This window comes from Bradyrhizobium sp. 1, assembly GCF_023073315.1.
Lineage (GTDB): Bacteria > Pseudomonadota > Alphaproteobacteria > Rhizobiales > Xanthobacteraceae > Bradyrhizobium.
In genome coordinates, this window is record NZ_JADPJH010000002.1 from 1 (window position 1) to 26299 (window position 26299).

Genomic DNA, 26299 nt, shown 5'->3' on the forward strand with positions numbered 1-26299 from the left:
ACGGGTTTCGGTTCAAACTCTTCTCGCTTTCGGCGCTCATTCCGCCTTGCGACTTGAGATGCCCCGCGCGCCTCACGCCGGCTATGGGCATGTCCGTATCCGACAACTTCGCCTTCGCGCGTTCAACGCGTTGGTAAAGTATGTATTCTCGTGGCCTATATCCTGTGGCTGCGCGAAACTGAGCTGCGAAGTGCATCCGGGATAATCCGGCAATTTTGGCCAAGTCGGATAGGCGCATGTTGCGGTCGAAGTGCAACTTGATGTGATCTTCCACCAATCTAAGCCGCCATTTAGGGAGCGCATTCACTTTGGGCTTGTGAACTTCGAGGTAAGCGACGTGCATTGCCAGCGTCTGGCCGATGCAAGGTAAGAACATCCCATCGGCTATTTTCCGTTCTTCGACGAGCATCTTTGCAAGTTGCTCGGCAAACGGATCACGCAGCAAGATCAAATCATTTAGCTGGTCAATCAGCTCCGGTCGGAAGTCAGATTCACGCCGAGGAAAATCTTCAACCGGAATATAGAAATGCAGGAAATCGTAAGGCGCTTGAGAGGCCCCGTCTGGTGGAAAGACGGCTCGCCTGATCTCAACCGGCACATGGCCAAAAACACAACCTACGCTGAATGTTACGCGAAGATCGGTCGCTCACGCTCGGGAGGATCCTGAATTGACCAAAGCTGCAATTTTCGACGTAGACGGGACGCTCTTGGATTCGGTCGATCTCCACGCCCTCTCCTGGCACGAAGGGATGGTGAAAACCCTTTCGCCGTCACCTAGCTCTCAGGCCCTCTACGCTTTTCGGGACAGCAACCCACTTCTATCTCGATGGCCAACGCAGGTCCTCAATGGATTTTTCTTGATCTCCCCATGCACACGTCGCGCACACGCCGCCTTCTAACCAGCTGAAAAGCTTGAACTCTCGGTCCAGTCCATCATGGGCGCCACGGAAAAGCGATAGGCTTGCGATTTCAATCTGTTACCGAGTCCTCTTCTCGTCCGCCCTCGTTATACTGGTTTCGCGAAAATAGTATAGCCGCCGGGCGCGCATGATCGCCAAGACCTCCGTGACCGGGCCCCGGCCCGTCTCAGATGGCCGACCCAAACTGGCTTCGTCGTATTTTTTCTCGATCGTCCGGTGCACGACGCGCTCGTTATCGTCTACCCGAGCAAGGTGCGCATCGACTACGAACTCGAAGTTACGGCAGATTGTCCCGCAGAAAAATGTCGATGCGGATGCGCTCCTGGTCGGGGCTGATTGGCTCGCCTGAACAATGCGCGAGCAGCACGCGCGCAGCAGATCGTGCCTCGTGGCCGGGATCCTGGTTGATGATCGCATCGAGCGTGCCGCGGACGAGAAAACGCCGCGTGTGCTGGGTCAGCTCATGGGTGATCCAGACGACCTCGCGGGCGCGGCCCGAGGCTTCAAGCGCATCGGCGATGCCGCGGTTTCCGGCGCCGCAGCAGTATATACCGCGGAGGTCGGCATAGCGCGCCAGCAGCGCGGCCGTGAGCTCCCGCGTGCGCTCGCTGTCGTCGCGGCCCTCGATCACCGGCAGCGCGCGCAGGTTCGGATACTCGCTGGACAGGATCTGGTTGAAGCCGAACTGCCGTTCGCTGTGATCGCGCAGCGACAACGATCCCGCAATGACGGCAACCATCCCCTCGCGGCCGGCGAGGAAACGTCCCATCAGCGTTGCCGCAGTTCGACCCGCGGCCGGGTTGTCGATACCGACATAGTGCAAGCGGCGCGAACTCGGCGCGTCCGACACAAGGGTCACCACGGCGACCCCGCGCGCGGCAAGTTCGTCGATTGCGGCCCGGACCCTGGGATGGTCGAGCGCGATGACGGCCGCGCCCTGATAGGCCGGCGACAGGTTTTCCAGCGCGCGGGCCAGCACATCCGGATCGAACACGTCGACATGGAGGATATCGATGAAGCCGCGCTGGCCGGCCAGCCACTCCGCGGTACGCTGGACCTGCTCGGTCAGGTTGGTCATGAAACTGTTGCTGCCGGTCGGCAGCACGAAGGCGAAGCGAAAACTCTGCCCGCGCGCGAGCCGGGCGGCCGCCACGTCCGCGACGTAGCCGAGCTTGGCGACGGCGGCCTCGACACGCGCGACGGTCTTGGCCCGCACGCCCTCGCGCCGATTGACAACACGATCGACGGTGGCGAGCGAAACGCCCGCCGCGCGCGCGACGTCCTCGAGCGTGGCGCGAACCGCCGGCAGCGCCGCACCAGCTGTCATTCGCGCGCCGCCCACAGCATGCCGCGGGTCATCAACGTCCGGATCTCCGGTACGTCGAGCTCGTAGGCGCGGTGACCGAGCGAGGAATAGAACACCCTGCCCGCGCCGTATCGCTTCTTCCAGACCACCGGCATCACCACGCCATCGATCCAGAATGCGTGCTCGCCGGTAAAGGTCGTCGTCGCCAACACCTCGTTGGCGGGGTCAACATGCATGTAGTATTGCTCGGAACGATGCTCGAAACTCTTCAGACCCTTCATGATGGGGTCATCCGGCTTCGTCAAGTCGACCTTGTAATCGATGATGTTGCCGGGATGGGCTACCCACTGCCCACCGCACAGGAACTGGTAGTCGACGGAATCGCGGAACGCATCGCCCATGCCGCCATGATGGCCGGCGAGCCCAACACCGCTACGCACCGCCGCGCAGAGATTGAGCGCGTCTGCCTTCTCGATCTTCGCCATGGTGTAGATCGGAATGATCAGCGACAGATCGCGGATCGCCGGATCGCCGAATGCCTCTGTCGTCGTCTCGATCCGCACCTCAAAACCTTCCGCCTTCAGCCAACCGCGGATCATCGAGGCACAGAGATCGGGATCGTGTCCCGGCCAACCGCCCCAAACTATCATTGCCTTGCGCATGTTTCTGTCCTCAGTCGATCTGTCCGGTGTCGCGTCCGGCGGGCAGCATCGCCGGCCGCTCGACGCGGCTCTCGATCTTGACGCGCCGGCCTTCGTCGGCGGAGGTCTGGAACGCCTCCATCACTTCCAGCACATGGAAAGCGAGCGCGCCGCTGGCGCGATGCGGCCGGTTGTTCAGGATCGCGGCGGCCATGTCGGCGACACCGATCGAGCGGAACTCACCGTCGACATGGCCGTGCGTCAGCGGCACCGTCTCCCATTCGCCGCCGGTCTTGGCGACCTGCACCTCGCCGCCGAAGCGGTTCGGGTCCGGCACCAGCATGCTGCCCTTGTCGCCATAGATCTCGATCGGCGCGTGCCGGTGCTTCGGGACATCAAAGCTCATGGCGATCGAGACGACCGCCCCGCTCTCGAATTCGAGCGTGCCAGCGACATGGGTCGAAACCTCGACCGGAATCAAGGCGCCGTTCATCGGCTGGCTGGTGACCAGGCGTTCGGATTTCGGGCGCGAGGTCGAGCCCATCACGCTCGCGACCGGGCCCAGCAGCTGCACGAGATCGGTGATGTAATACGGCCCCATGTCCAGCATCGGCCCGCCACCGCGCAGATAATAGAAGCCCGGCGCCGGGTGCCAGCGCTCGTGGCCGGGACAACCGAAGAAGGCGCTGCCCGCCACCGGCGTTCCGATCGCTCCGTCGTCGATCAGCTTGCGCGCGGTCTGGTGCCCACCACCCAGAAACGTGTCGGGCGCGCAGCCGACGCGCAGGTTCTTCTGCGCGGCGAGCTCCATCACCTTGCGGGCTTCCGCGACGTTGATGCCAAGCGGCTTCTCGGAGTGAACGTGCTTGCCGGCGTTCAGCACCGCGAGGCTGACATCGGTGTGGGCGAGCGGCACGGTGAGATTAATGACGATCTCGACGTCGTCGCGCTTGAGCAGCTGGTCGACCCGCATGGCCGGCAGCCCGAAGGCGGCGCCCTGGCGCTCGGCGACATCGCTACGCATGTCAGCCAACGCCTTGACCTCCATGACGGGGAAGCGCTGAGCAGCTTTCAGATAGGCGGTGCTGATCACACCGCAGCCGATGATTCCGATGCCGACTTTTCTCATTGTGATCTCCGCGAGGTGCCGCTCATCCCTTGACCGCTCCCGCGGTGAGACCGGCGACGATGTGCTTCTGTGCCAGCAGGAAGAGAATGATCGTCGGCAGGATGGTCAGCGTGATGAAGGCCAGGATCAGGTGCCACTCGGACGAATACTCGCCCTGGTAAATCATGATGCCGAGCGGCCAGGGATAGAGCGCATCGGTGTTGAGCATCACCAGCGGCAGCAGATAGGCGTTCCAGCTGTTGACGAAGGTGATGGTGCCGACGGTCGCCAGGATCGGCCGGGACAGCGGCAGCGTCACGTAGCGGAAGAATTTGATATAGCTGCAGCCGTCGACCAGTGCCGCTTCGAGCAGTTCATGGGGAATGTCCTTGAAGAAACGTCGCAGCAGCAACACGCTCATGGCAAGGCTGAAGGCCACCTGCGGCAGCGCGACGCCGAAATAGGTATCGAGCAGTCCGAGATCGCGCACCTTGATGAAGAGCGGCAGCACGGCGGTCGCGGCTGGAAACAGCAGGCCGAGCGTCAAATAGCTCAGCAGCATCGATGAACCGTAGAACCTGACATGGGCGAAGGTGAACGCCGCCATCGACGCTGTGATCAGGGTCAATATCACCGTAAGCGTCGAGATGATCAGCGAGTTGCGCAGGAGCTGCCAGTAACGCCCTGAGAACAGGATGTCGGCATAATTCTGCCACTCCCAATGGGCGGGCCAGCCGAACGGATTGACACGCAATTCGCCGAGCGATTTGAAGCCGCCGAGCAAGGTCGCGAGCAGCGGCACCAGCACGAAGATGGCAACGACCGCGAGGAACACCGCCTTGACCGGCACTGCGAAATCGAATGGCGTGCGGGTGGTCTCGGCACTACTCATCGCGCATGAACCATCGCTTGTAGGTGAAGGCAAAAGTCACGCAGATCACGAACAGAATGACGCCGATAGCGCTGCCGTAGCCGACCCGCATACGCGAGATGCCGTTGTTGTAAAGGAAGCTCACCATCGTGTTGGAGGAATCCGCAGGTCCCCCGCGCGTCAGCGGCATCACGAGATCGAACAGCTGCAACGAGCCGATGATGGCGAAGAACACGGAGAGCCGGATCGTCGGATAGAGCAAAGGGATGACGACATGGCGCAGGGCTTGCGAGCGCGTTGCGCCGTCGATCCGCGCCGCCTCGACCAAGGTCTTGTCGAGACTCTGGAGCGCCGCGATGAACAGCATCATGTGGAAGCCGAAGTACTTCCAGACGATCACGATCAGCACCGCCAGCATCGCCGTGTCGGTCGAGGCCAGCAGATGCGGCGGCTCGGCGCCGAAGCTGCGCCAGATCGAGGCGACGAGGCCATAGTCGCCGTCATAGACGAAACTGAAGATCAGCCCGGTCGCGATCTCGGCCAGGATATAGGGCATGAAAAACAGCATGCGCAGCGCCACCGCGCCGCGAAAGCGTTCCGCGAGTGTCAAGGCCAGCGCGAGCGCAAGCGGCAGCTGGATCGCGAGCGAGACCGCGATGATGAGCCCGTTGTTGCGCAACGCGAGCCAGAAGGCGCGTGTCCCCAGCACGAAGCGGTAATTGTCGAAGCCGATCCAGTTGGTCGGCTTGCCAAAGCCGTTCCAGTTGAAGCCCGAGTACCAGGCGGCCTCGCCGATCGGCAGCACCACGAATAGCGTGAACAACAGCAGCGCCGGCGGCAGGAACAGGATCAGGACGGTGAAGCGGCCATCCCAGCTCGGGCCGCGGACCGCGACCTGCGGGACCGACTCGCCGGCAACGTCCATCGCCGACACGATCGCGATCCGCCGCGCCACCGTCAGTTACCCTGCTTCCACGCCGCTTCGATCGCTTTCGCAGCGTCCTGCGGGCTCATGCTGCCGCCGGCGATCTCGGCGGTGACGTCGTTGACGACGCGACCGACCGAGGGACCGAGGCTCTGGTCATAGAAGTTCTGGTGGTAATTCGACTTCGCGAGATTAGCCGCGATCAGCTTCATGAAGGAGTTGTTGAGGCCGGCGTCCGCGCCCTGCACCACCGGGATGATGAAGTTGCCCGCCGCGAGCCGCGTCTGCACGTCGTTCGAGACGAAGTATTTCAGGAAATCGACAGCCTCCTTCGGCGAGCCCTTGGTGATCAGCCAGCCGGTGATGCCGCCGAGCGTATCGGTCGGCGCGCCCTTTCCGCCTGGTACGATCGGGAAGTCGAACCAGCAGATCTTGTCTTCGCTCAATCCGACCTTGTCGGCGGCGAGCGCACGCTGCAAATGATAGACCGTGCTGATCGCGAGCGTCATCGCCGCCTTGCCGTCGCCGAAATAGCCGACGGCCTGCGGATTCTTGAAACCAAGGAAGCCGTTCTGGAACGGCTGGAGATCAACGAGCTGCTTGAACAGTTCGCCGGATTTCTGGAAGGTCTCGCCGGCGAAGCCGCCATTCTCGCCGCGCAGCGCCGCATCGAATGCCGCCTTGCCGCCGATGCGCACCGCAAGGTGCGTCCAGTAAAAGTGCAGCGGCCATTTATCGGCGCCGCCGACCACGATCGGGGTCACGCCGGCAGCTTTCAACGTTTTCACGGCAGCGAGCAGATCGTCCCAGCTCTTGATTCCGGCAGGATCGACCTTCGCCTTGGCCATCAGCTCCTTGTTGCAGAGGAAGCCGACCTGCGACAGCGCGGTCGGCAGACCATAAACGCGGCCGTTGCCGGTGAACGCGGCAAGCGCCGCCGGCGTGAGGCTGTCGCTATAGCCCTTCACCTGATCGGTGATGTCTTCGAGCACACCGGCCTCGATCTGCGTTTTCAGGACGCCGCCGGCCCAGCTGTAGATGATGTTTGGCCGGTCCCTGGATTGCAGGATGGTCGGCAGCTTGGCCTTGTAGGCCTCGTTCTCGAGGAACTGCATCTCGACCCTGATGCCCGGATGCGACACCTCATAGGCGCGCGCGACCTCCTCCCAGATCTTCACCTGGACCGGATTGGCCTCGATGTGGAGCCACTTTACTGTCGTGTCGGCCGCGGCGGCGTTGGTCCAAAGCAGGCATGCGGCAGCGGCGAGTCCCAGCTTCCCGAGCAGTCTCATCACATCCTCCCAACCGGCTTTTATTCTTTGGCTGCAATCCTGCCCTTCATTTTTGAGGTGCGCAACTAAAATTCTGATCTGTGCACCTCACGGGAAGAGTGGCTAAGGTTTGGAGAAGAGTTGGGCGGTCCGTCGCGTCGCCCGCAACAGACTGAGAGGTGCCCATGGCTGCCATCTATTCCGACCTCGCCGGCAAAGTCGTGCTCGTTACCGGAGGTGCAGCGGGAATTGGCGCTGCGATCGTGCGGCGCTTCGCGGAGCAGAAATCCAAGGTCGTTTTCTTCGACATCAAGGTCGACGAAGGCCAACGCCTGGCACGTGAGCTGTCCGATCAGGGACTGGCTGCGCATTTCCAGCGCGTCGACCTGACCGACATCCCCGCGCTGCGCGCCGCCGTAGTCGAGGCACGCAAGGCGCACGGCGCGATCAACATCCTGATCAACAACGCCGCGCATGATGAACGGCACAAGACCGAGGATATGACGCCGGAAAATTGGGACGACCGCATCGCGGTGAACCTGAAGCACCAGTTCTTTGCGTCGCAGGCCGTGCTGCCGGACATGAAGGCCGCGAATGCCGGCGCCATCATCAATTTCGGCTCGGTATCGTGGATCGCCGGACAAGGCGGCATGGCCGCCTACACCGCCAGCAAATCAGGCGTAATCGGCCTGACGCGCTCTCTGGCGCGCGATTACGGTCCCTACAATATCCGCGTGAACGCGATCGCGCCGGGCTGGATCATGACCGAGCGGCAGCTCGAGAAATGGATGACGCCGGCGGGCGAAATCGAGCTGCAGCAGCGACAGTGCTTGAAGCGCAGGCTGGTGCCGGACGAAGTCGCGAAGTTCACCGTCTTTCTCGCGTCCGACGAGGCCTCCGCCTGCACCTCTCAGCACTACATCGTCGACGGCGGCTGGGTCTGAGATGAGAGCCGCCCGCCCCCGGCCCTAGCTGGCTCGGCGCGTCGACGAGACACCGGTTTGGAGCGCACGTCGCGTTCCGGCAAATCCTGCATGCCTAACGCGCCCTTTGACCACGGCTAGAACTGCACGCCGCGCGTCAACGCCCCATCGACGACGAGGTTCGTGCCCGTGATGAAGCTCGCCGCGCGGCTCGCAAGAAACACCGCCGCATTGGCCATTTCCTGCGGTGTGCCCATCCGCCCGGTTGGATTGAGCGCCAGCGCGGTCTTGTAGAGCTCGGGGTTGTTGTCCTTGATCATGTTCCAGACTCCGCCGTCGAAATAGGTGTTGCCCGGAGAGACCGAGTTAGCGCGAATGCCCTTCGCCGCGAGCTGATTGGCGAGCCCCTGGGTGTAGTGAATGATCGCTGCCTTGAACGTGCCGTAGGGACCGGCGGCAAAATCGACCTCGCGCCCGGAGACGCTTGATATGGTGACGATCGCGCCGGCGGCGCTCTTCTCCAGATAGGGCATGGCCGCGTTCACGAGCCGAACCGTGCCCATCATGTCGGTCGAGAATTCCTTCTCCCAGCTCTCGTCGTCCTGTCCGATCGCGAGCGCGCTGACATTGGCGACGACGACGTCGATGCCGCCGAGCTTTGTCGCCATATCACCGACCCAGGCCTTCAGCACAACCGCGTCGGCAACGTCGACTGGGCCGCCATAAGCCGCGACGCCCTTGGCTTTGATTGCTGCGACCGTGCTCTCGACCTCGGCCAGATTGCGGGAGCAGACGCCGACATCGGCGCCTTCGGCCGCAAACGTCTCGGCGATCGCACGACCGATGCCCTTGGTGCTTCCCGTGACGAGAACTTTCGCGCCCTTGAGTCCCAGATCCATGGCCCTGTTTCCTTTTCTTGGTTCAGTAGTTAGTCGCGCTCGCCCTGACCAACCCACGATAGCTGTGCGACATCCGCATCGACACCAAATCTTTGCGCCGCACCACGTTGGTCGGATAGACACTGTCGAGATTTGTGGTGTCGACGAGCGCGCTAGCAAGGCCTGTGCCGCCGGCCACGATAGCCTCCCGCCGCGGAAATTCGAACGTGTCAGGGCCGAACACGCCGCTCAGCCCGGGATAACCGCGCTCGGGATCGACCACATTGGCGAAGGCGAAGAACAGGTTGTTTTCGCCCGCGCGAACGCGGAAATGATGCCAGTGATGCGGATCCGGGCCGGTCGGAATCGGCTTTGGCTGCCCGACCTCCGTGCCGGCATGCGACGAACTGAAGCGCCCCTTGATCGCGGCGGGACACGCGATGAGATCGCAGCCGCGCAGCGCCAGCACTCTTCCCGCCTCCGGGAACGACGCGTCGTGACCGATCAACAGCCCGATGCGGCCGATCGGTGTGTCGACGACGGTCCAACCGTCACCGGCCGTCGCCCAGCTTCGCTCGTCGGCGGAAAGATGCGTCTTGCGATAGACCGAGATGGTTCCATCGGGCGCGACGAGGCAGGCGCTGTTGTAGACCAGATCGCCGTCGCGCTCGGCAAGGCCGCAGACAAGGTAAAGGTCCAGTTCCCTCGCCAGCATGGCAAGGCTGTCGGTCGCCGCTCCCGGTATCGGTTGCGCGGATGTCGCGGGATCGGCAAGTCCCGTCAGTGCAAGCTCCGGAAAGACGACGAGCTCCGCAGCCTCGGCTTTGGCCTTGCCCGCGAGTGCCGCGATCTCTCCGAGATTCAGGCCGACGTCATCGCCGGGCGCAAATTGTGCGACACTGACCCGCGACACCTTTCCGGTTGGCCAGGGCTCGTGGCCGTAGAGGCTGAAGAAGTCGCGCGGATTCCAGCTGAAGGTGTCGGTGAGCAGGTCCGGATAGAGCTCCGGCCGCCGCTGCGCGAACACCGTCTCGCCGAGCACGCGACGCGCGCGCGCGGCATCGAGATCGATCTCGGACATCAGCACGCCATCGCCCTTGTCGAGCACGGCCGTCACCTGCCCGTCCGGCGCAATGACGCAACTGCCGCCGCTGAACTGCACCGTGCGCTCCAGCCCCCACCGATTGCTCTCGATGACATAGCAGCCGTTCTCGAAGGCACGGCTGATCCAGTATGGCGCCGGCGTGCGCTCCGCCAGCCAGTTCGAGATGTGGCAGATGACGTCAGCGCCGCCCAGCGCCATCAGCCGCGCGGTCTCCACGAAATGGATATCCATGCAGATCAGCAGCGCGATCCGCCCGATCGGCGTCTCGAACACCTGATTGTGCAAATCGCCCGCCGCGGCCCATTTCGGCTCGGAGATATACGGATGCGTCTTGCGGTGACGGCCGACGATGCCGCCGGGCCCGATCAGGACGGCCGTGTTGAAATAGATGGCGTCCTCGTCGACCTCCGGCATGCCGACGACGATGTAGCAATCATGTTTGCGCGCCAGTGCCGCAAAGCGGTTCGTGCTCGGCCCCGGGATTGTCTCGACAAAGGGCGCGACCTCGGCACGATCGAACCAGCAATAGCCGGTGGTTCCCATTTCGGGCGTGACGATCAGCCTTGCACCGGCCGCCGCCGCCTGCTCGCAGAGTTCGAGCAGGCGCGCGATGTTGCGCTCCTTCTCGAACATGGTGGGCTCGAACTGGACGGCGGCGACCTTGTGGGTGGTGGACATGATCAGGCCGGCCTCAAACCAGATAGGATTTCTTGATGGAGGCGCCGAGCGTGTATTTGGGATCGACCATGTTGCCGACGCGGACGCGTCCGACCTGGGTCAGGAGCATATAGGCGTCGATCTCGTCAAAACCGTAATCGGCCGCCATCCAGCGGCAGAGCTCGCGATAGGCGATGCGGGCCGCATCCTCCATCGGCCGCGCCGAGCCTATGGTCATGATGAAATCCCTGGTCTCGAGCCGCGGCCAGGCGATGGTCCAGTTCTTGATGAGATCGATCTGCACCGTGGTCACGGTCGGATGCTCGATGGCGACGCCGCAGAGCTCGCCATCCCCCTGCGCCGCGTGACAATCGCCGAGATAAAGCAGCGCGCCCTTGGTGTTGACCGGCAGGTAGATGACGGCGCCGACGCCGACATCCGGCAAGTCCATGTTGCCGCCGTAATAGTCGGGGACCAGCGACGAGATCGCCTCGATCTCCGGCGAAGTGCCGATGGTGCCGATGAACGGCTCATAGGGAATCGTGATCTTGTCGTTCCACTTCGTGCCGGTCTTGGCGTCGATTACGAGCTTCTTGACACGCTCCGGCAACGCCGGATTGAGCAGCGCGGTCTGGCCGGTCGAGACCAGGCCGCCGAAGTCAGGCATGACCACGGTGGTGCCGCACGGCTGCGGCCCGCGCGGCACGATGCTCTCGATATAGACCGCGAGCGTATCACCCTTCTCCGCACCGTTGACGTGGATCGGCCCGTTCTGCGGATTGAGGAACGGGAAGTTGAGGATCTTCGACGGACTGTCGGTCTCATGCTTGATAGCGCCTTCGAACGCGTCATGCGTCTCGGCGGCGACGACCGCGCCGGGGTCGACGGTCAGCACCGGACCCACATAGGGACCGTAGACATAATGGTACTTGCCCTGCTCGGCCTCCGTGATCGTGTACTGCTTGCCCCGTTCGCCCTTGGCGACACCTTTGCGTGCCATGATGGAATCGTTTTGCCAGGCCATTGCCGTTCTCCTTGGTTGGGCGTCGTTTTTTCTAGACTGCCAGATGGCGGCGCATCTCCGCCTCGTCGTCGAGCGCGGAGCGGTCGAGACTTGCAACGATGCGCCCCTTGTCCATGACGTAGCATCGCTGCGCCATGGCGCGGATCATGTCGAGATTCTGCTCGACCAGGATGATGGTCACGCCGGTCCTGCGGTTGAGCTCGACCATGTTGCGTGCGATGTCCTGGACGATGTTAGGCTGGATGCCCTCCGAGGGCTCGTCGAGCAGGATGAGGCTGGGATCGGCGATCAGGACCCGTCCGATCGCGAGCTGCTGCTGCTGGCCGCCTGACATGGTGCCGGCGCGCTGATGCCAGCGCTCTTCAAGGATTGGAAAGGCCTCGACGATCCTGCGCCGGCCGGCCTCCGGAATGCCGCCGCCCTTGATCGCCGCGCCGACCGCGACGTTCTCGCCGACGGTCAGGCGCGGAAACACGTCGCGCCCTTGCGGCACATAGCCCATGCCGAGGCGTGCCCGCTTGTGCGCCGGCAGCGAGTCCACAGCCTCGCCGCGATAGACGATCGAGCCGCTCATCGCCGGCACGAGCCCGATCAGACTTTTCATCAGCGTCGACTTGCCGACGCCGTTGCGCCCGATGACCGCAACGATTTCGCCTTCCCGCACCTCGATCTCGAGGCCCTGAAGCACTGGCTTGCCGCCATAGCCGGCGCGCAGAGCCAGCGTCGAGAGGATCACTTCCTTGCGCGGAACATCAAGCATGGGCCTGCCCCAGATAGATCGCAGCCACGCGCTCGTCGGCCACGATCTCCTGGATCGAGCCTTGGGCAAACACCTGGCCAAGATGCAGCACGGTGACGCGCTGGGCGACCTGGCGCACGAACGCCATGTCGTGCTCGATCGCCAGCACAGTCATGCCGTCGGCATTGAGCCGCTGCACCATCTCGCCGGTCATATGGGTTTCCTCGGGCGACATCCCGGCGGTCGGCTCGTCCAGCAGCAGGAGGCGTGGCTTCAGGCTGATCGCCATGCCGATCTCCAGCCATTGCTTCTGACCGTGGCTAAGATTGCCCGCCGTCTGCTTCTGTTCGGATTCGAGGCCGAGAAATGTCAGCAGCCGGTCGATCTCGGATTCGAGCTCGGCGCCGCGATGCCGGCTTTGCAGGGCGATCTCGAGGTTCTGGCGGACGGACAGGCCCTTGAAAACACCAGGCACCTGGAACTTGACCGAGAGACCGCGGTGAATGCGCGCGAAGGATTTCAGCGCCGTGATGTTCTCGCCGGCGAAGAGGATTTCGCCGCTGCCGGGATGATGCTCGCCAAGGATCAGGCGGAACAACGTGCTCTTGCCGGCGCCGTTGGGCCCGATCAGGCAATGGATCTCGCCGGGTTCGAGCGTAAGGTTCACGGCGTTGGTGACGTGAAGTCCGCCAAAATGCTTGTTTAGCTCGCGCAGCTCGAGCAGCGACATCAGCCGGCCCTCTGCGTGAAACGAGCCGCGAGGCGGCCGAGCCAATTCATGAACCCGAGCACGAGCCCGTTCGGGGCGATCAACACCGTGAGCACCAGCAGCACGCCCATGAAGACCAGCGCATATTGGCTGCCGTAGATCGTCAGCGCCTGGAACGCGGCCAGCACCACCAGCGTGCCGACCACGGTCGAGGTCAGATCGCTGCGGCCACCGACCGCGACCCAGATCAGCGGCAACGCCGCCGCCGTCATGCCCATGCTCGACGGCGTGATGTATTGGCCCCACGCCGTGTAGAGCACGCCGGAGACTCCAGCCAGCGCGGCGCCGATGACGAAGGTGATGAGCTGGTACTTGCGGATGTCGTAGCCCAGCATCTCCGCCCGCTCCGGGTTCTCGCGGATCGCGACGATGACGTTGCCAAACGACGAGTTCATCAGGATGCGCAAGGCGAGATAGACGAAGACCAGGAGGCCAAGCACGAAGTAATAGAGCCCAACATCAGCAAACAGCACAATCGACTCGCCCGGCCAGGGGATGGTCAAAGGCGGCATCGCACTCATGCCGTTGAAGCCGTTGAGCCGAGCGCTGCCGATATGCCACTCCGGCCCCGCGGTCTGCGCCATGAAGCGCTCCAGCATCAAGGTCACGGCGAGCGTGACGATGCCGAGGAAGACGCCGGCGATACGGCCGAAGAACATGAAATAGCCGAGCAAGACCGCGAACAGCGCAGCGATCCCTACCGCAAGCACTAACGCCACCAGCGTGAAGCCATAGGCCGAGCCGAAATTGAGGGTGAGAACGCCGTAGCCATAACCGGCGATCCCGAAGAACGCGGTCTGCCCGAACGACAGCGAACCGCCATAGCCCCAAATCACGCAAAGGCTGAGGGCGATGAACACCCAGACGAAGAAGTAGACGGTGTTGCCGACGGTGTAGCCGTCGCTGAACAGCGGGTACGCGAGTGCCACGGCTAGCACGACGGCAAACAGGCCCCAGAAGCCCCGACCGCGACCGACGGTCTGCGGGCCTTCGAGACGGCGCAACAAGGAAAGGAAACCGGTCACGACGCCATCACTCCGTCAGGTGCGCTCGCGCAGCACGAAGCCGGAGATGCCTTTCGGCAGGACCCGGACCACGATGATGACGGCGACCAGCAGGCCGATCTGGCCGAACAGCTGCCCCTGCCAGGATGTCATCCCGGACTTCACGATCGCCAGCAGGCCGCCGGCGGGCGCCGTGCCGAGGAAGACGTCGGCGCCGCCGATCACGACCGTGACAAAGGCCTCCATGATGAAGGTTGCGCCCATGGTCGGCACGAGGGTCATGGTCGGCGCGTAGAGCCCGCCGGCAAGTCCGGCGAGCCCCGCGCCGCAAGCAAATGTGAGACTGTAGATCAGGCGCGTATCGACACCGAGGGCCGCCGCCATGTGCGGCACCTGGATGGTGGCGCGCGCCAGCACGCCGAAGCGCGTCCAGTTGAACAACGCATAAAGCGCGGCGAGCACGCCGAGTGCCGAACAGAACAGCACGATACGATAGATCGAATAGGAGTAGTCACCGACCTGAAAGCTGCCGAACGGCGTGCCGACGCCTGCCATGGTCGAGCCGACCATGATCAGCGTGCCCTGCGTGGCGATCAGGCTGAGACCCCAGGTCGCGACGATGGTGTCGAGCGGCCGGTCATAGAGATGGCGGATGACCGCGAGCTCCACCAGCACACCGACCAGCGCCGACACGAGGGTGCCCGCCAAAATGCCCAGCGGCAACGGCAGGCCCGCGTGCACGGTCGCCGCGGTGACATAGGCCCCGCACATGATGAACTCGCCATGGGCGAGATTGATCACGCCCATCATGCCGAAGATCACCGCGAGCCCGCAGGCCGAGAGCACCAGGAACGCAAAGGCGTCGCCGAATTGATAGAGCGCCGAAAACAAATGGGTCGCGATGTCCATGAATCAACCAGTGTGAGGGAAGAAACTGCCGTCGCAGATGTCCGTGATCGCCCCGGCGCGCCGCGAGCGCCGAGACGATCAGCCCCGGGTCAGGGTTTCGGCGGAGGATTCGACGGCGTGTACTGCGCCATCGGATCTTTCTTGGTGAGGTCGCAGCCGGCTTCACCCAGCCAGTACGGCTTGATGTCCTCCCAGGTCTTCGGGAAGGAGATCGAATGATCGGCGCCGACCTTGGCGAGATAGATCGTGTGCGACATGTGCTGGCTCTTCGGGTCAATGCAGACCTTGCCCTCCGGCGCATCCATGCAGACGTCGCCCATCGCGATCACCTTGCGGATGTCCTCGCGCTTGGTCGACTTCGCCCGCTCCACCATCTGTTTGTAGAGATAAACGGCGAGATAGGAGTTTTCCGCTTCTTGGTTCACATAGGGCTCGCTCGGGAATTTCGCCTTGAACTTGGCGTAGAACTCCTTGCTCTTCGGCGAGTCGATCTCCTCGATGTAGTTGGTGGTGACGTACATGTCCTTCAGGCTCGGCGGCTTGAAGCGCTTGTGCTCGTAGCCCTGGCCGACGTTGACCGAGGAGGCCATCGGCAGGTTGACGTTGGCGGAGGCCGCCTGCTCGTAATAGGAGGCTTGTGCGGTGCCGACCAGCAGCGTGACCACGAAGTCGGGCTTGGCCTTCTGGATGTTCTGGATGCTCTGCGAGAATTGCGACACGCCGAGCGGGATGAATTCCTCGCCGGCCATCTTGCCGCCGTTCTCCTTGACGATCTTGCGCACCCATTCCGCCGAGATCTGGCCGAAATTGTAGTCGGCGGCGAGCGTGTAGACGTTCTTGCCGTACTTCTCCATCATGTAGGGAATGAGCGTGGAGAACTGCTGTTCCGGCACCGCGCCGGTCACGATCATGTGGCCGTCGCAGACGCCGCCTTCATACTGGTTGTTGTAGAAAGCAAAGCCGTTGAACTGGTCGACGATCGGCCGATACGCCTCGCGCGAGGCCGAGGAGAAGCCCGCGAACACGACGTCGACCTTGTCGCGCTGGAGTACGCGGCGCATGAACTCCTGGTAGCGGGTGTTGTCGGACTGCGTGTCGTAAGGAACCAGTTCGAGCGGCCGGCCCATGATGCCGCCGGCCTTGTTGATCTCCTCGGCGGCGAGCTGGATGGCGTGGACCTTGCCGATCGTGGCCGCGGCGAAATCGCCGGACTGATCCTCCAGCACGCCCATCTTGATCGGGTTTTCCGCCGCCAGTGCAATTTGTGATCCGATCGATGATCCGAGGACAAGCGTCCCCGTGAGGGCTGCGGCACGCAGCCCCCGCAATACAGACTTGCTCATTTTGCTTCTCCTAGATGGCTTGCTTGTTGCCGCCTTGCAGCGTGATGCCGGTCGTGCGGCCGGTCGGGTCGGGCGGCCTCGCCCGCTTGCTCAGAAACTCCTCGCAGTAGAGTTCCATGTTCTGCCGCGCGCGCATGCTTTCGCGACGGAGCTGGGAATAGGCACCCTCCTCGTCGAGGCCGCCCTGCTGCATCAGCAGGACCACGGCCCGGATCACCGCGCGACGGCCGCGGCGGCGCTCCTCGAGGTCCTGCAGGCGGTCGCTCATTTCGGCGCGCAGCAGGAACTGGTTGATGCCCATGAAGAGAGATGTGTAGACCGCGCCGCCATGTACCGGCTTGCGCAGGAACGAGGTCGCGCCGAGATTGACGAGCGCCTTCAGCCGGCTCGGCGCCTCGACGCCGACGAGGCCGATCACCGGCACCGGCGGCAGATGCGAGGCCGGATTGAGCTCGATCGCGACGGCGCCTTCGAGATCGCCATCGATGAAGAGGATGTCGCGGTCGGCCTGGAGGTTCGCAATGTCGATCTGCGCGCGGCCGTCGATGATCTCAGGATATTCGGTGGAGACGCCGAGCTTGGCGAGCGTCGTTTCGAGCGTGCTCTCCCAGCCGCCCCGCTTGGTGACGACGATGGCACGGCCGCCCTTGAAATTCTGAAGCAGTCGAGAGCTCATGATTGCACCACTTTCAAAAGCGGAGAGCGCATTGCGCTGGCAAAGCGCGGCGACGACTGGATGAGATAAGGGTCCGGCGCGATCGGCTCGCGGGATTCCAGCAGCACTTCAAACTGTCCGTTGGCAGACGAGCGGCCGATCCGCGGCGTGAGCCAGGCGTGAAAGGTCTGCCGGTCGATGCGGACCTCCCCTTGCGGCGCGCGCAGCCGCTGATCCGCCACGGCGGCGCGCACTTTTCGCGCGTCGTCCGTGCCGGCCTGCGACAACGCTGCGGCGAGCAGCTTGACGGCGATGTAGGAGGACTCGGCGTCGGCCGACGAGACCGGTCCCTCCGGAAATGATTGCGTGTAGGCATCGATGAAGGCGGCATTCTCCGGCGAATTCAAGGACGAGAAATAGACGCTTGAGGACAGATGCCCGTCGACGGCGTCCGGCCCGATCTCTGGCAATTCCGGTTCCGACAATGTGCAGCTCGCAACGGGAATTTCGGCGGCCTGATCGATCCCGCGCGCCTGGCAGGCGGCACGGAACGCTCGGAAGAAGGCGTAGGCGCTGGTGCCGATCAGATTGTTGAAGACGAAGTCCGGCCGCTGGTCGATGATCGCCGCAATGACCTGGTCGACCTCGGTATCCCCGACCGGGAGATAGCGCTCGGCGAGCACGGTGCCACCGCGCGCAATCAGCGCCTCGCGGAAGATGCGGTTGTTCTCCCAGGCCCAGATGTAGTTGGAGCCGACGCAGAAGGCGCGCGAGCCGACGCGGGATGCCAGATAATCGACCAGCGGCAGTACGTGCTGGTTTGGCGCCGCACCGGTGTAGATGACGTTATCGGAGCTCTCGAAGCCTTCGTAGTGGGAGGGATACCAAAGCAACCCGTCGAACTTCTCGAAGCACGGGATCACCTCCTTGCGGCTGGACGAAGTGTAGCAGCCGACCACCTGGCGAATGCCGGAACCGAGCAACTCGAGACTGAGCGAACGATAGCGCGCAAGGTCACCCGACGGATTGACCACGACAGGCTCGAGCTCGATATCGAGATCGCCCGCATTGACCTCCTGAAAAGCCAGCAGCGCGCCATTGAGGATCGAGCGCGCGACGACGCTGTAGGAGCCCGTCGTCGAGAACATCACGCCGATCCGATAATGCTTCCGCGTCATCACTCGATCCAAAAACAAAAAAGCACCCGCCGGCTGTCAAGCCGAGGGCGCTTTCGCCGCCAACCAAACACGCTTGAGCGTGGCGTTGGAAATGGTTTGAACTTGTTCGCGTTGACGGGCTGCCTTGCCCGACGCTTGCGTGTTACGGTCGTTGAGATCGAATGCGATGTCAAGCGCGTTGTTGCAGCGGAAATTGCCGCAATTCATATCGGCCTGTAGCAAATATGTGCAGGGCACGCGGCGTGCTCAGTTTCGCAAGCGCCGCGGTCACTCAGTTTGCGATCACGTCCTCGGCCGCCGGATCTTGCGCGCGATCCGGCATCGGTCCGTCACCCGCCAATGCACGAATCCAGCGGCGATACTCGACGCCGAGAAGATCGCTTCTCAGGTGGATCTCGTCCTTGGGATGAAGCGGTAGAGTCTTCGGGCGTTGCGACTCGACGATCACGCGGTCCTGCTCGTACACCTTGTCCATGCGCGCCACGATCTGCTCGACGGCGATGTCCAGGCCGAAATTGACGGCGGCGGTCAGATGCAGCACGCAGTATTCGAGATCGACCGGCGTGACGGCCATGAACGTGCAGAAGCGCTCAACCTCCCCGGTCTTCTTGTTGAAATAGGCCGTCGTGGGGCGGAAGCAGTAGTAATGATAACGCGCGGTAATGGGAATGCCGCGATGATCGCCGTGAGGCTGAAACAAGGTGATCTCGCTGGTACGCAAGCCCTCATCCGTCAACACGACATCGTAATCCACGAGCTCGTCGGGATCATCGGGGTTGCCATTGAGGTTGGCGTGCACGAACGGAAAATGCGCCGGATCGAGAAAGTTCTCCACGGCACGAAGGGCGTTTGCGTTATAGTGGTACGGTCCCGCCTGAACCTTGCGATAGGTCGCATCCTCCCAGACAGGAAACGGAGGAACAGCGGAGACTGGATTGCCCATACAGACCCAAACGTATCCATACCGCTCGACTGCGTGATGGCGGAATGCCGCGGCTCGGCTCGTCGGCCGGGTCGTCGGATGGGCCGGGTAGCGGCGGCACGCACCATCAGTGCCGTATTCCCAGCCGTGGTAGGGGCAGACGACGCAACCATCCTTCACCCAACCGAGCGACAAGCGCGCGCCGCGATGACGGCAATAATCCTTCCACGCGTGAACCTCGCCGTCATGGCGCCACAGGATGATATCCTCGCCAAGCAAGCGCGCCGGCACGATGGCGTCCTCCGCGACCTCCTCGCTCCGGCGGACCACGTGCCATTCGTTGACGATGGCGCGATAATCGGCTCTCTCGGTATCCCAGGTTGACGCGATCACCATGACCTCACCTCACTCGCCACTGGAGTGACCCAGTACAACCTTTGGATGCTTAAACGTCAATCGGATTGTCCGGATTGCACGACTTCACGTGAGATTTGGAGGATACGAAGTCCGGCGTCGGCACGATGGCCGGACATTCAGCCTACGCCGGCTGCAGAACGAGCCTATCGCTCGTCTTCGCGATGACGCTCCAGTCATACAGCATCGGGACCATTTCGGCGGCGGCCCATGCAGCGTGCTGATCGGCATAATGCGGGCTCGCGGGGTGTCCCGAAGCGCCGTGAAACACGACCCAAGCGCAATTGTCCCAGTTGCCGACGTCGAAGACGTAGCGTGCGACCGCGCCATAGGCCGCAGTCAGACCGGACGACGCCCAATAGCATCCATTCGCCATGACGGTGTCGTTGTCGCCACCGACCGGAAGCCCCGGCGGTTCGAGCTGCGCGACCGCCTGCGGGAAGGACGCCGACAGCGGATGCGCCATGCGGACATGATGCAGTTCCGACCATGCCTTACCGTCGTCGATCTCCGCTGCGCGCGCGAGCGCCGTTGCCAGCGCGCGATCCCAATCCCAGCCACCGAGAAACGCGGTATCGTCATTGCGCAGCAATGACGGCAGCGCCCACCAGATCTGATTGAGCGGCACCACGCCCGGGGCAACCTGGCTGACTGGATCGCGCGTCACCGCGCTCAAGCCGGATCGTTCGAGAACTATGCGCGCCAGCTCGCGGCGCGTCCGCGCATAGGCCGCGGCTGCCTTTGAATCCGCCGCCATACGCGTGTCCCATCCAGTGATGAGATCGCGCAGCGCGGCGGTCGGCCCCTCGATCGCCGGGAGGCGGCTGAGGCGGGCGATGAATTCGCGCGCCGTGAAGCTGTGCGTATCGGCATGAATGCTGCTCATGTCGTCGACGGACGCGGCCGAAAGCTCGGCGAGCCGCTCGGCGATGCGCTTTGCGCGGTACGGCGGATGACAATCGGTGCAGAGGTAGTCCGGGCGATCGTCGGCGGCGACGCGATTGTTCGCGGTGACCAGGATGCCATCAGGCGGATCGAAGGCGCGCGGCATGTCTTCCCAGGGAATGGCACCCTGCCATTCATAGTCTCCCGTCCAGCCGGGCACCGGCAGCCAGCCATTCAGGCGGGGGCGGCGCGGCACGACGGCGCGCACGAGATTTCCAATCTTCCCCGCGGTATCAGCCGCAACCAGATTATGATCGATCAGGCCCCAGCCCCGCGTGGCATCATAGAGCGTATCGACGTTGGTGGCACGCAGCATCGGCAGCAGGCAATCGAACGACAGATCGAGCTCTGCGAACTGCACCGACCGCAACGTCAATGCCGCTCCCTTGCGCGGATCCCCGGCGATCACGGGCCCGTGGTGGGTGGCGACGACCTCGATGTCGACGTCGGGACCACCGCGCACCGCGATGCGTTCATGACGGATATTCACCTCGCGCCATTCGTCCCGGAACAGGTAACGAGAGGCGTCGCCGAGTTTGAATTTCTCGACATAGACGTCGTGGATATCGACAAAGGCATGGGTCACGCAGAACGCGACATGGCCGTTGTGGGCAAAGTGCGGGAAGGCAGGCACGCCGGGCACGGAAAGACCGATGGCATCGAAGCCGTCGCAGGCCAGATGGAATTGCGAGTACAGGCTCGGCATCTCGAAGGCACGGTGCGGGTCGCCGGCCAGCAAAGGCCGGCCGGAGGCCGTCCGCGACGGCCCAACTGCCCAATTGTTGCTGCCGCCATCAGTCGCCTCCGGCCCGGCGAGCGCCGCCAGCGCTTCGACAGCCGGCGCCAGATCTTCCAGCGCGGCGATCCATCGTTTGCCTTCCGCGCCTGCCGGCGTTGCCAGCAAATCCTGGCCGCCGTCATCGTAACGCAGCTTGGCGACGTGGTGCGGCCCGATGGCACGCAGTGCCGCCGCACGCCACAGCTTGAACCAGACCGAACCCATCAGATAACCGCGCTGCCGCATCACGAGGATGCAGTGCCATGGCTCCCATCGTTCGACTTCGCCGCCGACCAGGCCGTATTCGAACGGCAGCGGCGCGCCCTGCGCCAGGAATGCATTCACACCGCTGGCATAGGCCTCGAGCATCGCACGCGCTTCGCCGGACAAACCGGCGTAATCGCGTTGCGACGCGCCCGCGACATCGAGCCGGCGCGCCAATGTATCGGCTGCGATGCCCGCGCGGCCCTCCCATTCCGCCCAGCGACCGAGCATGCGTCGGCGCGCAGCATCCATCTGCCAGAGCCGGTCCTGGGCGTGGACATAGCCCTGTGCGAAGAAAGCATCCGTCGTTCCGCGCGCACGGACATGTGGAATGCCCCAGGCATCCCTGTGGACGTCGACGCCAGCATTGAGGCCGCGCAGCGTGACGACACCGCTGGTTTGAGGCAGGCGTGATTGATGATCTTCGGCAGCGTTTGGCACGCTCTTTCTCCATTCTCAGGTTGGTACGCGAGACTTCGTCATCCGATCTGTTTCAGAGCGACGGCCGGCGATCCGCCCAGGGCTGACTCCGTTCCAGGATGGCGCCGAGCCGCAAGACATCGCTGTCCTTCCACCAGCGGCCGACGATCTGCAGCCCGGTCGGCAATCCATCTGCGCCGAAGCCGTTGGGTATCGACAGCGCCGGATTGCCGCTTTGATTGAAGGGGTAGACGAAGGCGTTCCAGCCGCGGTTGAACAGCGCATCGACTGTCTTGCCGGCCTCTGCAGGAATCGCGGTGGTGGGCAAGGTCGGCGTTACCAGGAAATCATAGGTTTCCAGCAGTTTCTGCACGCCACGATAAAGCCGCGAGCGCGCGACCTGAGCCTTGCGAAAATCGACCAGATTGGCGCGGCTGCCGGCTGCGATCCATTCCACCAGCACCGGATCCATGCGGTCGCGCCATTTCTCGAGATGGTGGCCGAAATAGACGTTCAGATTGGCGAGATACATCACCCGCGCGGCGCCAGCGATCCAGTCCATTTCGGCGCCCGCCTCCTCCACCTCGGCACCAAGCGCAGCAAGCGCCGCAAGCGAGGCCTTGGCATTGGCCGCGACATCGGCGCCGTAGTCGCTCATGCCAGACAAATATCCGATCCGCACACCGGACAGATCCTCGGAGATCAGGCTCGGCGGCAGCGCTCCGTGACCGGGTGCACCGAGCGACCACGGATCGAGCGACGATGGACCGGCAAGGCTGCCCATCATCAACGCGGCATCGGCGACGGTGCGCGTCAGCGGACCGGCCGCGGCATAATTAAAAAACGAGTCCGAAGTCTGCTCGTAGGGCACGGCACCCGTGGTCGGCTTCAGTCCGACCACGCCGCAAGCGGCGGCGGGAATGCGGATTGATCCCGCGCCGTCGGTGCCAAGGCCCAGCGGCCCTAGCCCGGCCGCGACTGCGGCGGCGGCGCCACCGCTCGATCCGCCGGCGGTGCGTTCGAGATTCCAGGGATTGCGCGTGACACCGAAACTCGGGCTATCGGTGTGGCCCTTGTGGCCGAATTCGGGCGTCGTGGATTTGCCGACCATGATCGCGCCAGCGTGCTTCAGGCGCGTCACCAGGATGTCGTCCTGCGAGGGAATGTTGTCGGCAAGGATCGCCGATCCATGTGCGGTGCGTACCCCTTTGGTGGAAAAGAGATCCTTGATATTGACCGGGATGCCGTGCAGCGGCCCGAGTTCCTTGCCTGACATGACGGCCTGTTCGGCAACACGCGCCTCCGCCCGCGCGGCATCGGCTGTCACCGTCGCATAGGCGTTAATCGTCCGCTGCGTCTTCTCGAGCGCAGCCAACACAGCATCCACATACTCGACCGGAGACAAAGCGCGCTTGCGGATCAGGTGCGCGGCCGCCGCGGCCGGCATGAAGAGAAGATCGCGATCAGTCATCCCAGAACTCCATCAATTGAGGCGGCGTCAGCCATCAGGCAGGTGTGTTTTGAAGGTGGCAGGCGGCGAGATGCCCGGGCGCGATCTCGCGCAGCTTCGGCTTCTCCGCTCGACAGCGTTCGAACGCGAGCGGACAACGGGGATGAAACGTGCAACCAGCGACGGTGTCGATCTGGCTCGGCAGTTCGCCGGTGATGACCGCGGTATGCGCCCGGTTCGATGTAATTCGGGGGACGGCCGCCAGCAGCGCTTGCGTGTAGGGATGCCGGGGCGAGGTGTAGAGCTCGCGCTTGGGCGCGATCTCGACGATGCCGCCGGCATACATCACCGCCACGCGCGCCGAAATGCTGCGTACGACCGCGAGGTCATGGGCGATAAAGAGATAGCTGAGGCCGAGCCGCTCCTGAAGATCGAGCAGCAGATTGACGATTTGCGCCTGCATCGACACGTCGAGCGAAGAAACCGGTTCGTCGCAGATGACGAAGTCCGGCTTCAACGCCAGGGCGCGCGCGATACCAATGCGCTGGCGCTGGCCACCGGAGAACTCATGGGGAAACCGATCACCGCAGGATCGCGGCAGGCCAACCATCTCCAGTAGCTCGCGGACGCGATCGTTGCGGCCGCTGCGCGACCATCCGCCTGCGACATCGAGCGGCTCGGCGATGGCATCCTGCGCGCGCATGCGGGGATTGAGCGAATTCTGCGGATCCTGAAACACGAATTGCAGGCGCCGGCGCACCGCGCCTGGCGTCACCCTGCCGCGCGTCGACGAAATCTCCTGCCCGAACAGATTGATCGACCCGCTGGTCGCCGCTTCGAGCCCCACCAGGATCCGTCCTGTTGTGGATTTTCCCGAACCGGACTCGCCGACGAGGCCGAGCGTTTCGCCCTGCCTGACATCAAAGCTAACGCCATCGACCGCACGCAACAGAGCGCCCCGTGCCGCAAAAGTCTTCACCAGGTCACGCACGACGACGATGGGGGCCACGCTCACGAGATCCCTCCCGCTGCGATGCGCGGTGGACAACGCGCAAAATGGCCCGCACCGGCGTCGACCAGAGCCGGCGGCTCCGACAGGCAGGACTTGACGGCCTCACGACAGCGCGGACTGAACCGGCATCCCGCAATCGACATCGACGGATCGGGGATGTTGCCGGGAATCGTAGTCAGCCGGTGCACATCTTCATCGAGATTCGGCACCGCCCGGATCAGGCCCTCCGTGTAGGGATGCATCGGCCGTTCGAACAATGCCGGGACGGACGCGGTTTCGACGACCCGCCCCGCGTACATGACGACGACGCGCTGGGCGAACTGCGCGACCACGCCGAGATCATGGGTGATCAGAATCACCGACATGCCGATCTCGCGCTGGAGCTCGCGCAGCAGTTCGAGGATCTGCGACTGGATGGTCACGTCGAGCGCAGTGGTCGGCTCATCCGCGATCAGAAGCTTGGGGCGGCATGCCACCGCGATGGCGATCATGACGCGCTGGCGCATGCCGCCCGAAAGCCGATGCGGGTAGTCGTCGATGCGGCGCGACGCGTCGGAAATCCGCACCATCTCCAGGAGCTCGATGGCCTTTCGCCGGGCGGCCTGGACGGAAAGCCCCTGATGCTGGCGCAACGGCTCCATAATCTGGTCGGCGATGGTCAGGACCGGATTGAGCGACGACATCGGATCCTGGAAGATCATCGCGATCTCGCCGCCGCGAACCTGGCGAAGCCGGCGCTGTGGCAGCGTCAGCAGGTCGCGATCGCCATAGCGGATCGCGCCCGATGCATAACGCGTGTTGGACTGGTTGTGCAGCTTGAGGATCGAGAGTGCGCTGACGCTCTTGCCACTGCCGGATTCCCCGACGATGCCGAGACACTCGCCGGCGCCGACCGCAAAGTCCACGCCTTCGACCGCCTTCACCCAGCCTGCATCGCCGCGGAACTGGACCGTGAGATTTTCGACGCTGAGAAGGGGTTTCTCCGCCATTCAGGTCTCGATCTTCAGTCGCGGATCGAGCACATCGCGCAAACCGTCACCCAGGAGGTTCATGCCAAGCGCGGCAAGACTGACCGCGAGGCCGGGAAACAGCATCACCCACCACGCCTCGACCGAATAGTCGCGCCCTTCCGCGATGATGTTGCCCCAGCTTGGGGTCGGCGGCGGCGGTCCGATGCCGAGAAAGCTGAGCGCCGCTTCGGCAAGAATGGCGTAGGCGAAGATGAAGGTCAGCTGGACGATCAGCGGCCCGAGGCAATTGGGCAGCACGTGCTTGACGATAATGTGCAGGTCACCGGCGCCGCTCACCCGCGCGGCCTGCAAATATTCCATCTCGCGAATGACCAGAACGGAAGCGCGCACGATGCGCGCCGTGCGCGGCACATAGGCAACCGACAGCGCCACCACGATGCTGCTGGCCTGCGCGCCGAGCGCGGCGCCGATACCGATGGCGAGCAGGATCGCCGGGAACGCCATCAGCGCGTCCATCAACCGCATGACGTAGGGATCGATCGCACGGAAATACCCGGCCGTTACCCCGATCAGCGCGCCGAAGACGCCCGAAATCAGCGCCACCGAAAGCCCGAGCGACAGCGACAGCCGACCGCCATGGAGCACGCGCGTGAGGATGTCCCGCCCGTACTGGTCCGAGCCGAACGGGAAACGCACGGACGGCGGCTTGAAGCGCGAGCGGATGCTCATCGCCGTGGGATCGATGCCGGTCAGCATCGGTCCGATGATCGCGCACAGCACGAGGATGGTCACGAGCACCAGCCCGATCTTGAACGAGCGATGCGCGGCAAGCTTGCGCAGAACGCGAAATCGCCGGCGCTTGGCCAGCATCTGGGGCGGCGTTACGGCGAGCATGAC

24 protein-coding genes are annotated in these 26299 nt (G+C 63.6%); 1 reads left to right on the forward strand and 23 read right to left on the reverse strand.

All coding sequences use genetic code 11. The features are described 5' to 3' along the window. From IVB29_RS00010 to IVB29_RS00040, 7 genes are all read right to left on the reverse strand, one after another. The coding region (locus tag IVB29_RS00010) for a helix-turn-helix domain-containing protein (protein WP_247501329.1) at positions 1 to 598 on the reverse strand (598 nt) is incomplete at its 3' end. A gap of 599 nt (positions 599 to 1197) precedes the next feature. Next, positions 1198 to 2247 (reverse strand): LacI family DNA-binding transcriptional regulator, encoded by a 1050-nt coding sequence (locus IVB29_RS00015; protein WP_247501330.1) that lies wholly within the window; start codon positions 2245 to 2247, stop codon positions 1198 to 1200. Next, a complete protein-coding gene (locus IVB29_RS00020) occupies positions 2244 to 2888 on the reverse strand; it encodes a ThuA domain-containing protein (RefSeq protein WP_247501331.1) in 645 nt (214 codons plus the stop codon). The genes IVB29_RS00015 and IVB29_RS00020 overlap by 4 nt, the downstream gene beginning before the upstream one ends. 10 nt (positions 2889 to 2898) lie before the next feature. Then, a complete protein-coding gene (locus tag IVB29_RS00025; RefSeq protein ID WP_247501332.1) occupies positions 2899 to 3996 on the reverse strand; it encodes a Gfo/Idh/MocA family oxidoreductase in 1098 nt (365 codons plus the stop codon). Positions 3997 to 4018: 22 nt separating this feature from the next. Then, positions 4019 to 4867, reverse strand: a complete 849-nt coding sequence (locus tag IVB29_RS00030; protein WP_247501333.1) for a carbohydrate ABC transporter permease — start codon at positions 4865 to 4867, stop codon at positions 4019 to 4021. Continuing rightward, the gene (locus tag IVB29_RS00035; protein ID WP_247501334.1) at positions 4860 to 5801 is read right to left on the reverse strand and encodes a sugar ABC transporter permease; all 942 of its coding nucleotides are present in this window, start codon (positions 5799 to 5801) and stop codon (positions 4860 to 4862) included. The genes IVB29_RS00030 and IVB29_RS00035 overlap by 8 nt, the downstream gene beginning before the upstream one ends. 2 nt (positions 5802 to 5803) lie before the next feature. Continuing rightward, on the reverse strand, positions 5804 to 7063 hold the full coding sequence (locus tag IVB29_RS00040) for an extracellular solute-binding protein (protein ID WP_247501335.1): 1260 nt from the start codon (positions 7061 to 7063) through the stop codon (positions 5804 to 5806). Positions 7064 to 7227: 164 nt separating this feature from the next. On the opposite strand from IVB29_RS00040, the gene IVB29_RS00045 reads away from it, so the two are divergent. Then, positions 7228 to 7986, forward strand: coding sequence for an SDR family NAD(P)-dependent oxidoreductase (locus IVB29_RS00045; protein ID WP_247501336.1), 759 nt, complete (start codon positions 7228 to 7230; stop codon positions 7984 to 7986). Positions 7987 to 8102: 116 nt separating this feature from the next. Here the strand turns inward: IVB29_RS00045 and IVB29_RS00050 are convergent, their stop codons facing one another. From IVB29_RS00050 to IVB29_RS00125, 16 genes are all read right to left on the reverse strand, one after another. After that, on the reverse strand, positions 8103 to 8864 hold the full coding sequence (locus tag IVB29_RS00050; protein ID WP_247501337.1) for an SDR family NAD(P)-dependent oxidoreductase: 762 nt from the start codon (positions 8862 to 8864) through the stop codon (positions 8103 to 8105). 22 nt (positions 8865 to 8886) lie between these two features. After that, complete coding sequence (locus tag IVB29_RS00055; protein ID WP_247501338.1) at positions 8887 to 10626, reverse strand: nitrilase-related carbon-nitrogen hydrolase; 1740 nt, start codon at positions 10624 to 10626, stop codon at positions 8887 to 8889. A gap of 13 nt (positions 10627 to 10639) precedes the next feature. Then, positions 10640 to 11629, reverse strand: a complete 990-nt coding sequence (locus IVB29_RS00060) for an acetamidase/formamidase family protein (RefSeq protein ID WP_247501339.1) — start codon at positions 11627 to 11629, stop codon at positions 10640 to 10642. A gap of 31 nt (positions 11630 to 11660) precedes the next feature. Continuing rightward, positions 11661 to 12389, reverse strand: coding sequence for an ABC transporter ATP-binding protein (locus IVB29_RS00065; RefSeq protein ID WP_247501340.1), 729 nt, complete (start codon positions 12387 to 12389; stop codon positions 11661 to 11663). Then, on the reverse strand, positions 12382 to 13098 hold the full coding sequence (locus IVB29_RS00070) for an ABC transporter ATP-binding protein (RefSeq protein ID WP_247501341.1): 717 nt from the start codon (positions 13096 to 13098) through the stop codon (positions 12382 to 12384). The genes IVB29_RS00065 and IVB29_RS00070 overlap by 8 nt, the downstream gene beginning before the upstream one ends. Further along, positions 13098 to 14162 carry a branched-chain amino acid ABC transporter permease gene (locus tag IVB29_RS00075; RefSeq protein WP_247501342.1) on the reverse strand — a complete coding sequence of 355 codons (1065 nt, stop codon included), beginning with the start codon at positions 14160 to 14162 and terminating at the stop codon, positions 13098 to 13100. Before IVB29_RS00075 ends, IVB29_RS00070 begins: the two co-directional genes overlap by 1 nt. Before the next feature lie 15 nt (positions 14163 to 14177). Beyond that, entirely contained in the window at positions 14178 to 15050 is an 873-nt protein-coding gene (locus IVB29_RS00080) for a branched-chain amino acid ABC transporter permease (RefSeq protein ID WP_247501343.1), read from the reverse strand. A gap of 89 nt (positions 15051 to 15139) precedes the next feature. Continuing rightward, on the reverse strand, positions 15140 to 16393 hold the full coding sequence (locus IVB29_RS00085; protein ID WP_247501344.1) for an urea ABC transporter substrate-binding protein: 1254 nt from the start codon (positions 16391 to 16393) through the stop codon (positions 15140 to 15142). Between the two features lie 10 nt (positions 16394 to 16403). Continuing rightward, entirely contained in the window at positions 16404 to 17069 is a 666-nt protein-coding gene (locus IVB29_RS00090) for an ANTAR domain-containing protein (protein WP_247501345.1), read from the reverse strand. Further along, entirely contained in the window at positions 17066 to 18226 is a 1161-nt protein-coding gene (locus IVB29_RS00095) for a transporter substrate-binding domain-containing protein (protein WP_247501346.1), read from the reverse strand. The genes IVB29_RS00090 and IVB29_RS00095 overlap by 4 nt, the downstream gene beginning before the upstream one ends. Before the next feature lie 271 nt (positions 18227 to 18497). After that, a complete protein-coding gene (locus IVB29_RS00100) occupies positions 18498 to 19544 on the reverse strand; it encodes an aromatic ring-hydroxylating dioxygenase subunit alpha (protein WP_247501347.1) in 1047 nt (348 codons plus the stop codon). A gap of 142 nt (positions 19545 to 19686) precedes the next feature. After that, entirely contained in the window at positions 19687 to 21990 is a 2304-nt protein-coding gene (locus IVB29_RS00105; protein ID WP_247501348.1) for a penicillin acylase family protein, read from the reverse strand. 52 nt (positions 21991 to 22042) lie between these two features. Further along, positions 22043 to 23440, reverse strand: a complete 1398-nt coding sequence (locus tag IVB29_RS00110; protein WP_247501349.1) for an amidase — start codon at positions 23438 to 23440, stop codon at positions 22043 to 22045. A gap of 34 nt (positions 23441 to 23474) precedes the next feature. Beyond that, positions 23475 to 24428: an ABC transporter ATP-binding protein gene (locus IVB29_RS00115; protein WP_247501772.1), complete on the reverse strand. Its 954-nt coding sequence runs from the start codon at positions 24426 to 24428 to the stop codon at positions 23475 to 23477. A 2-nt stretch (positions 24429 to 24430) separates the two neighbouring features. Further along, positions 24431 to 25420: an ABC transporter ATP-binding protein gene (locus IVB29_RS00120; RefSeq protein WP_247501350.1), complete on the reverse strand. Its 990-nt coding sequence runs from the start codon at positions 25418 to 25420 to the stop codon at positions 24431 to 24433. Then, the gene (locus IVB29_RS00125; RefSeq protein ID WP_247501773.1) at positions 25421 to 26296 is read right to left on the reverse strand and encodes an ABC transporter permease; all 876 of its coding nucleotides are present in this window, start codon (positions 26294 to 26296) and stop codon (positions 25421 to 25423) included. Between the last annotated feature and the right edge of the window lie 3 nt (positions 26297 to 26299).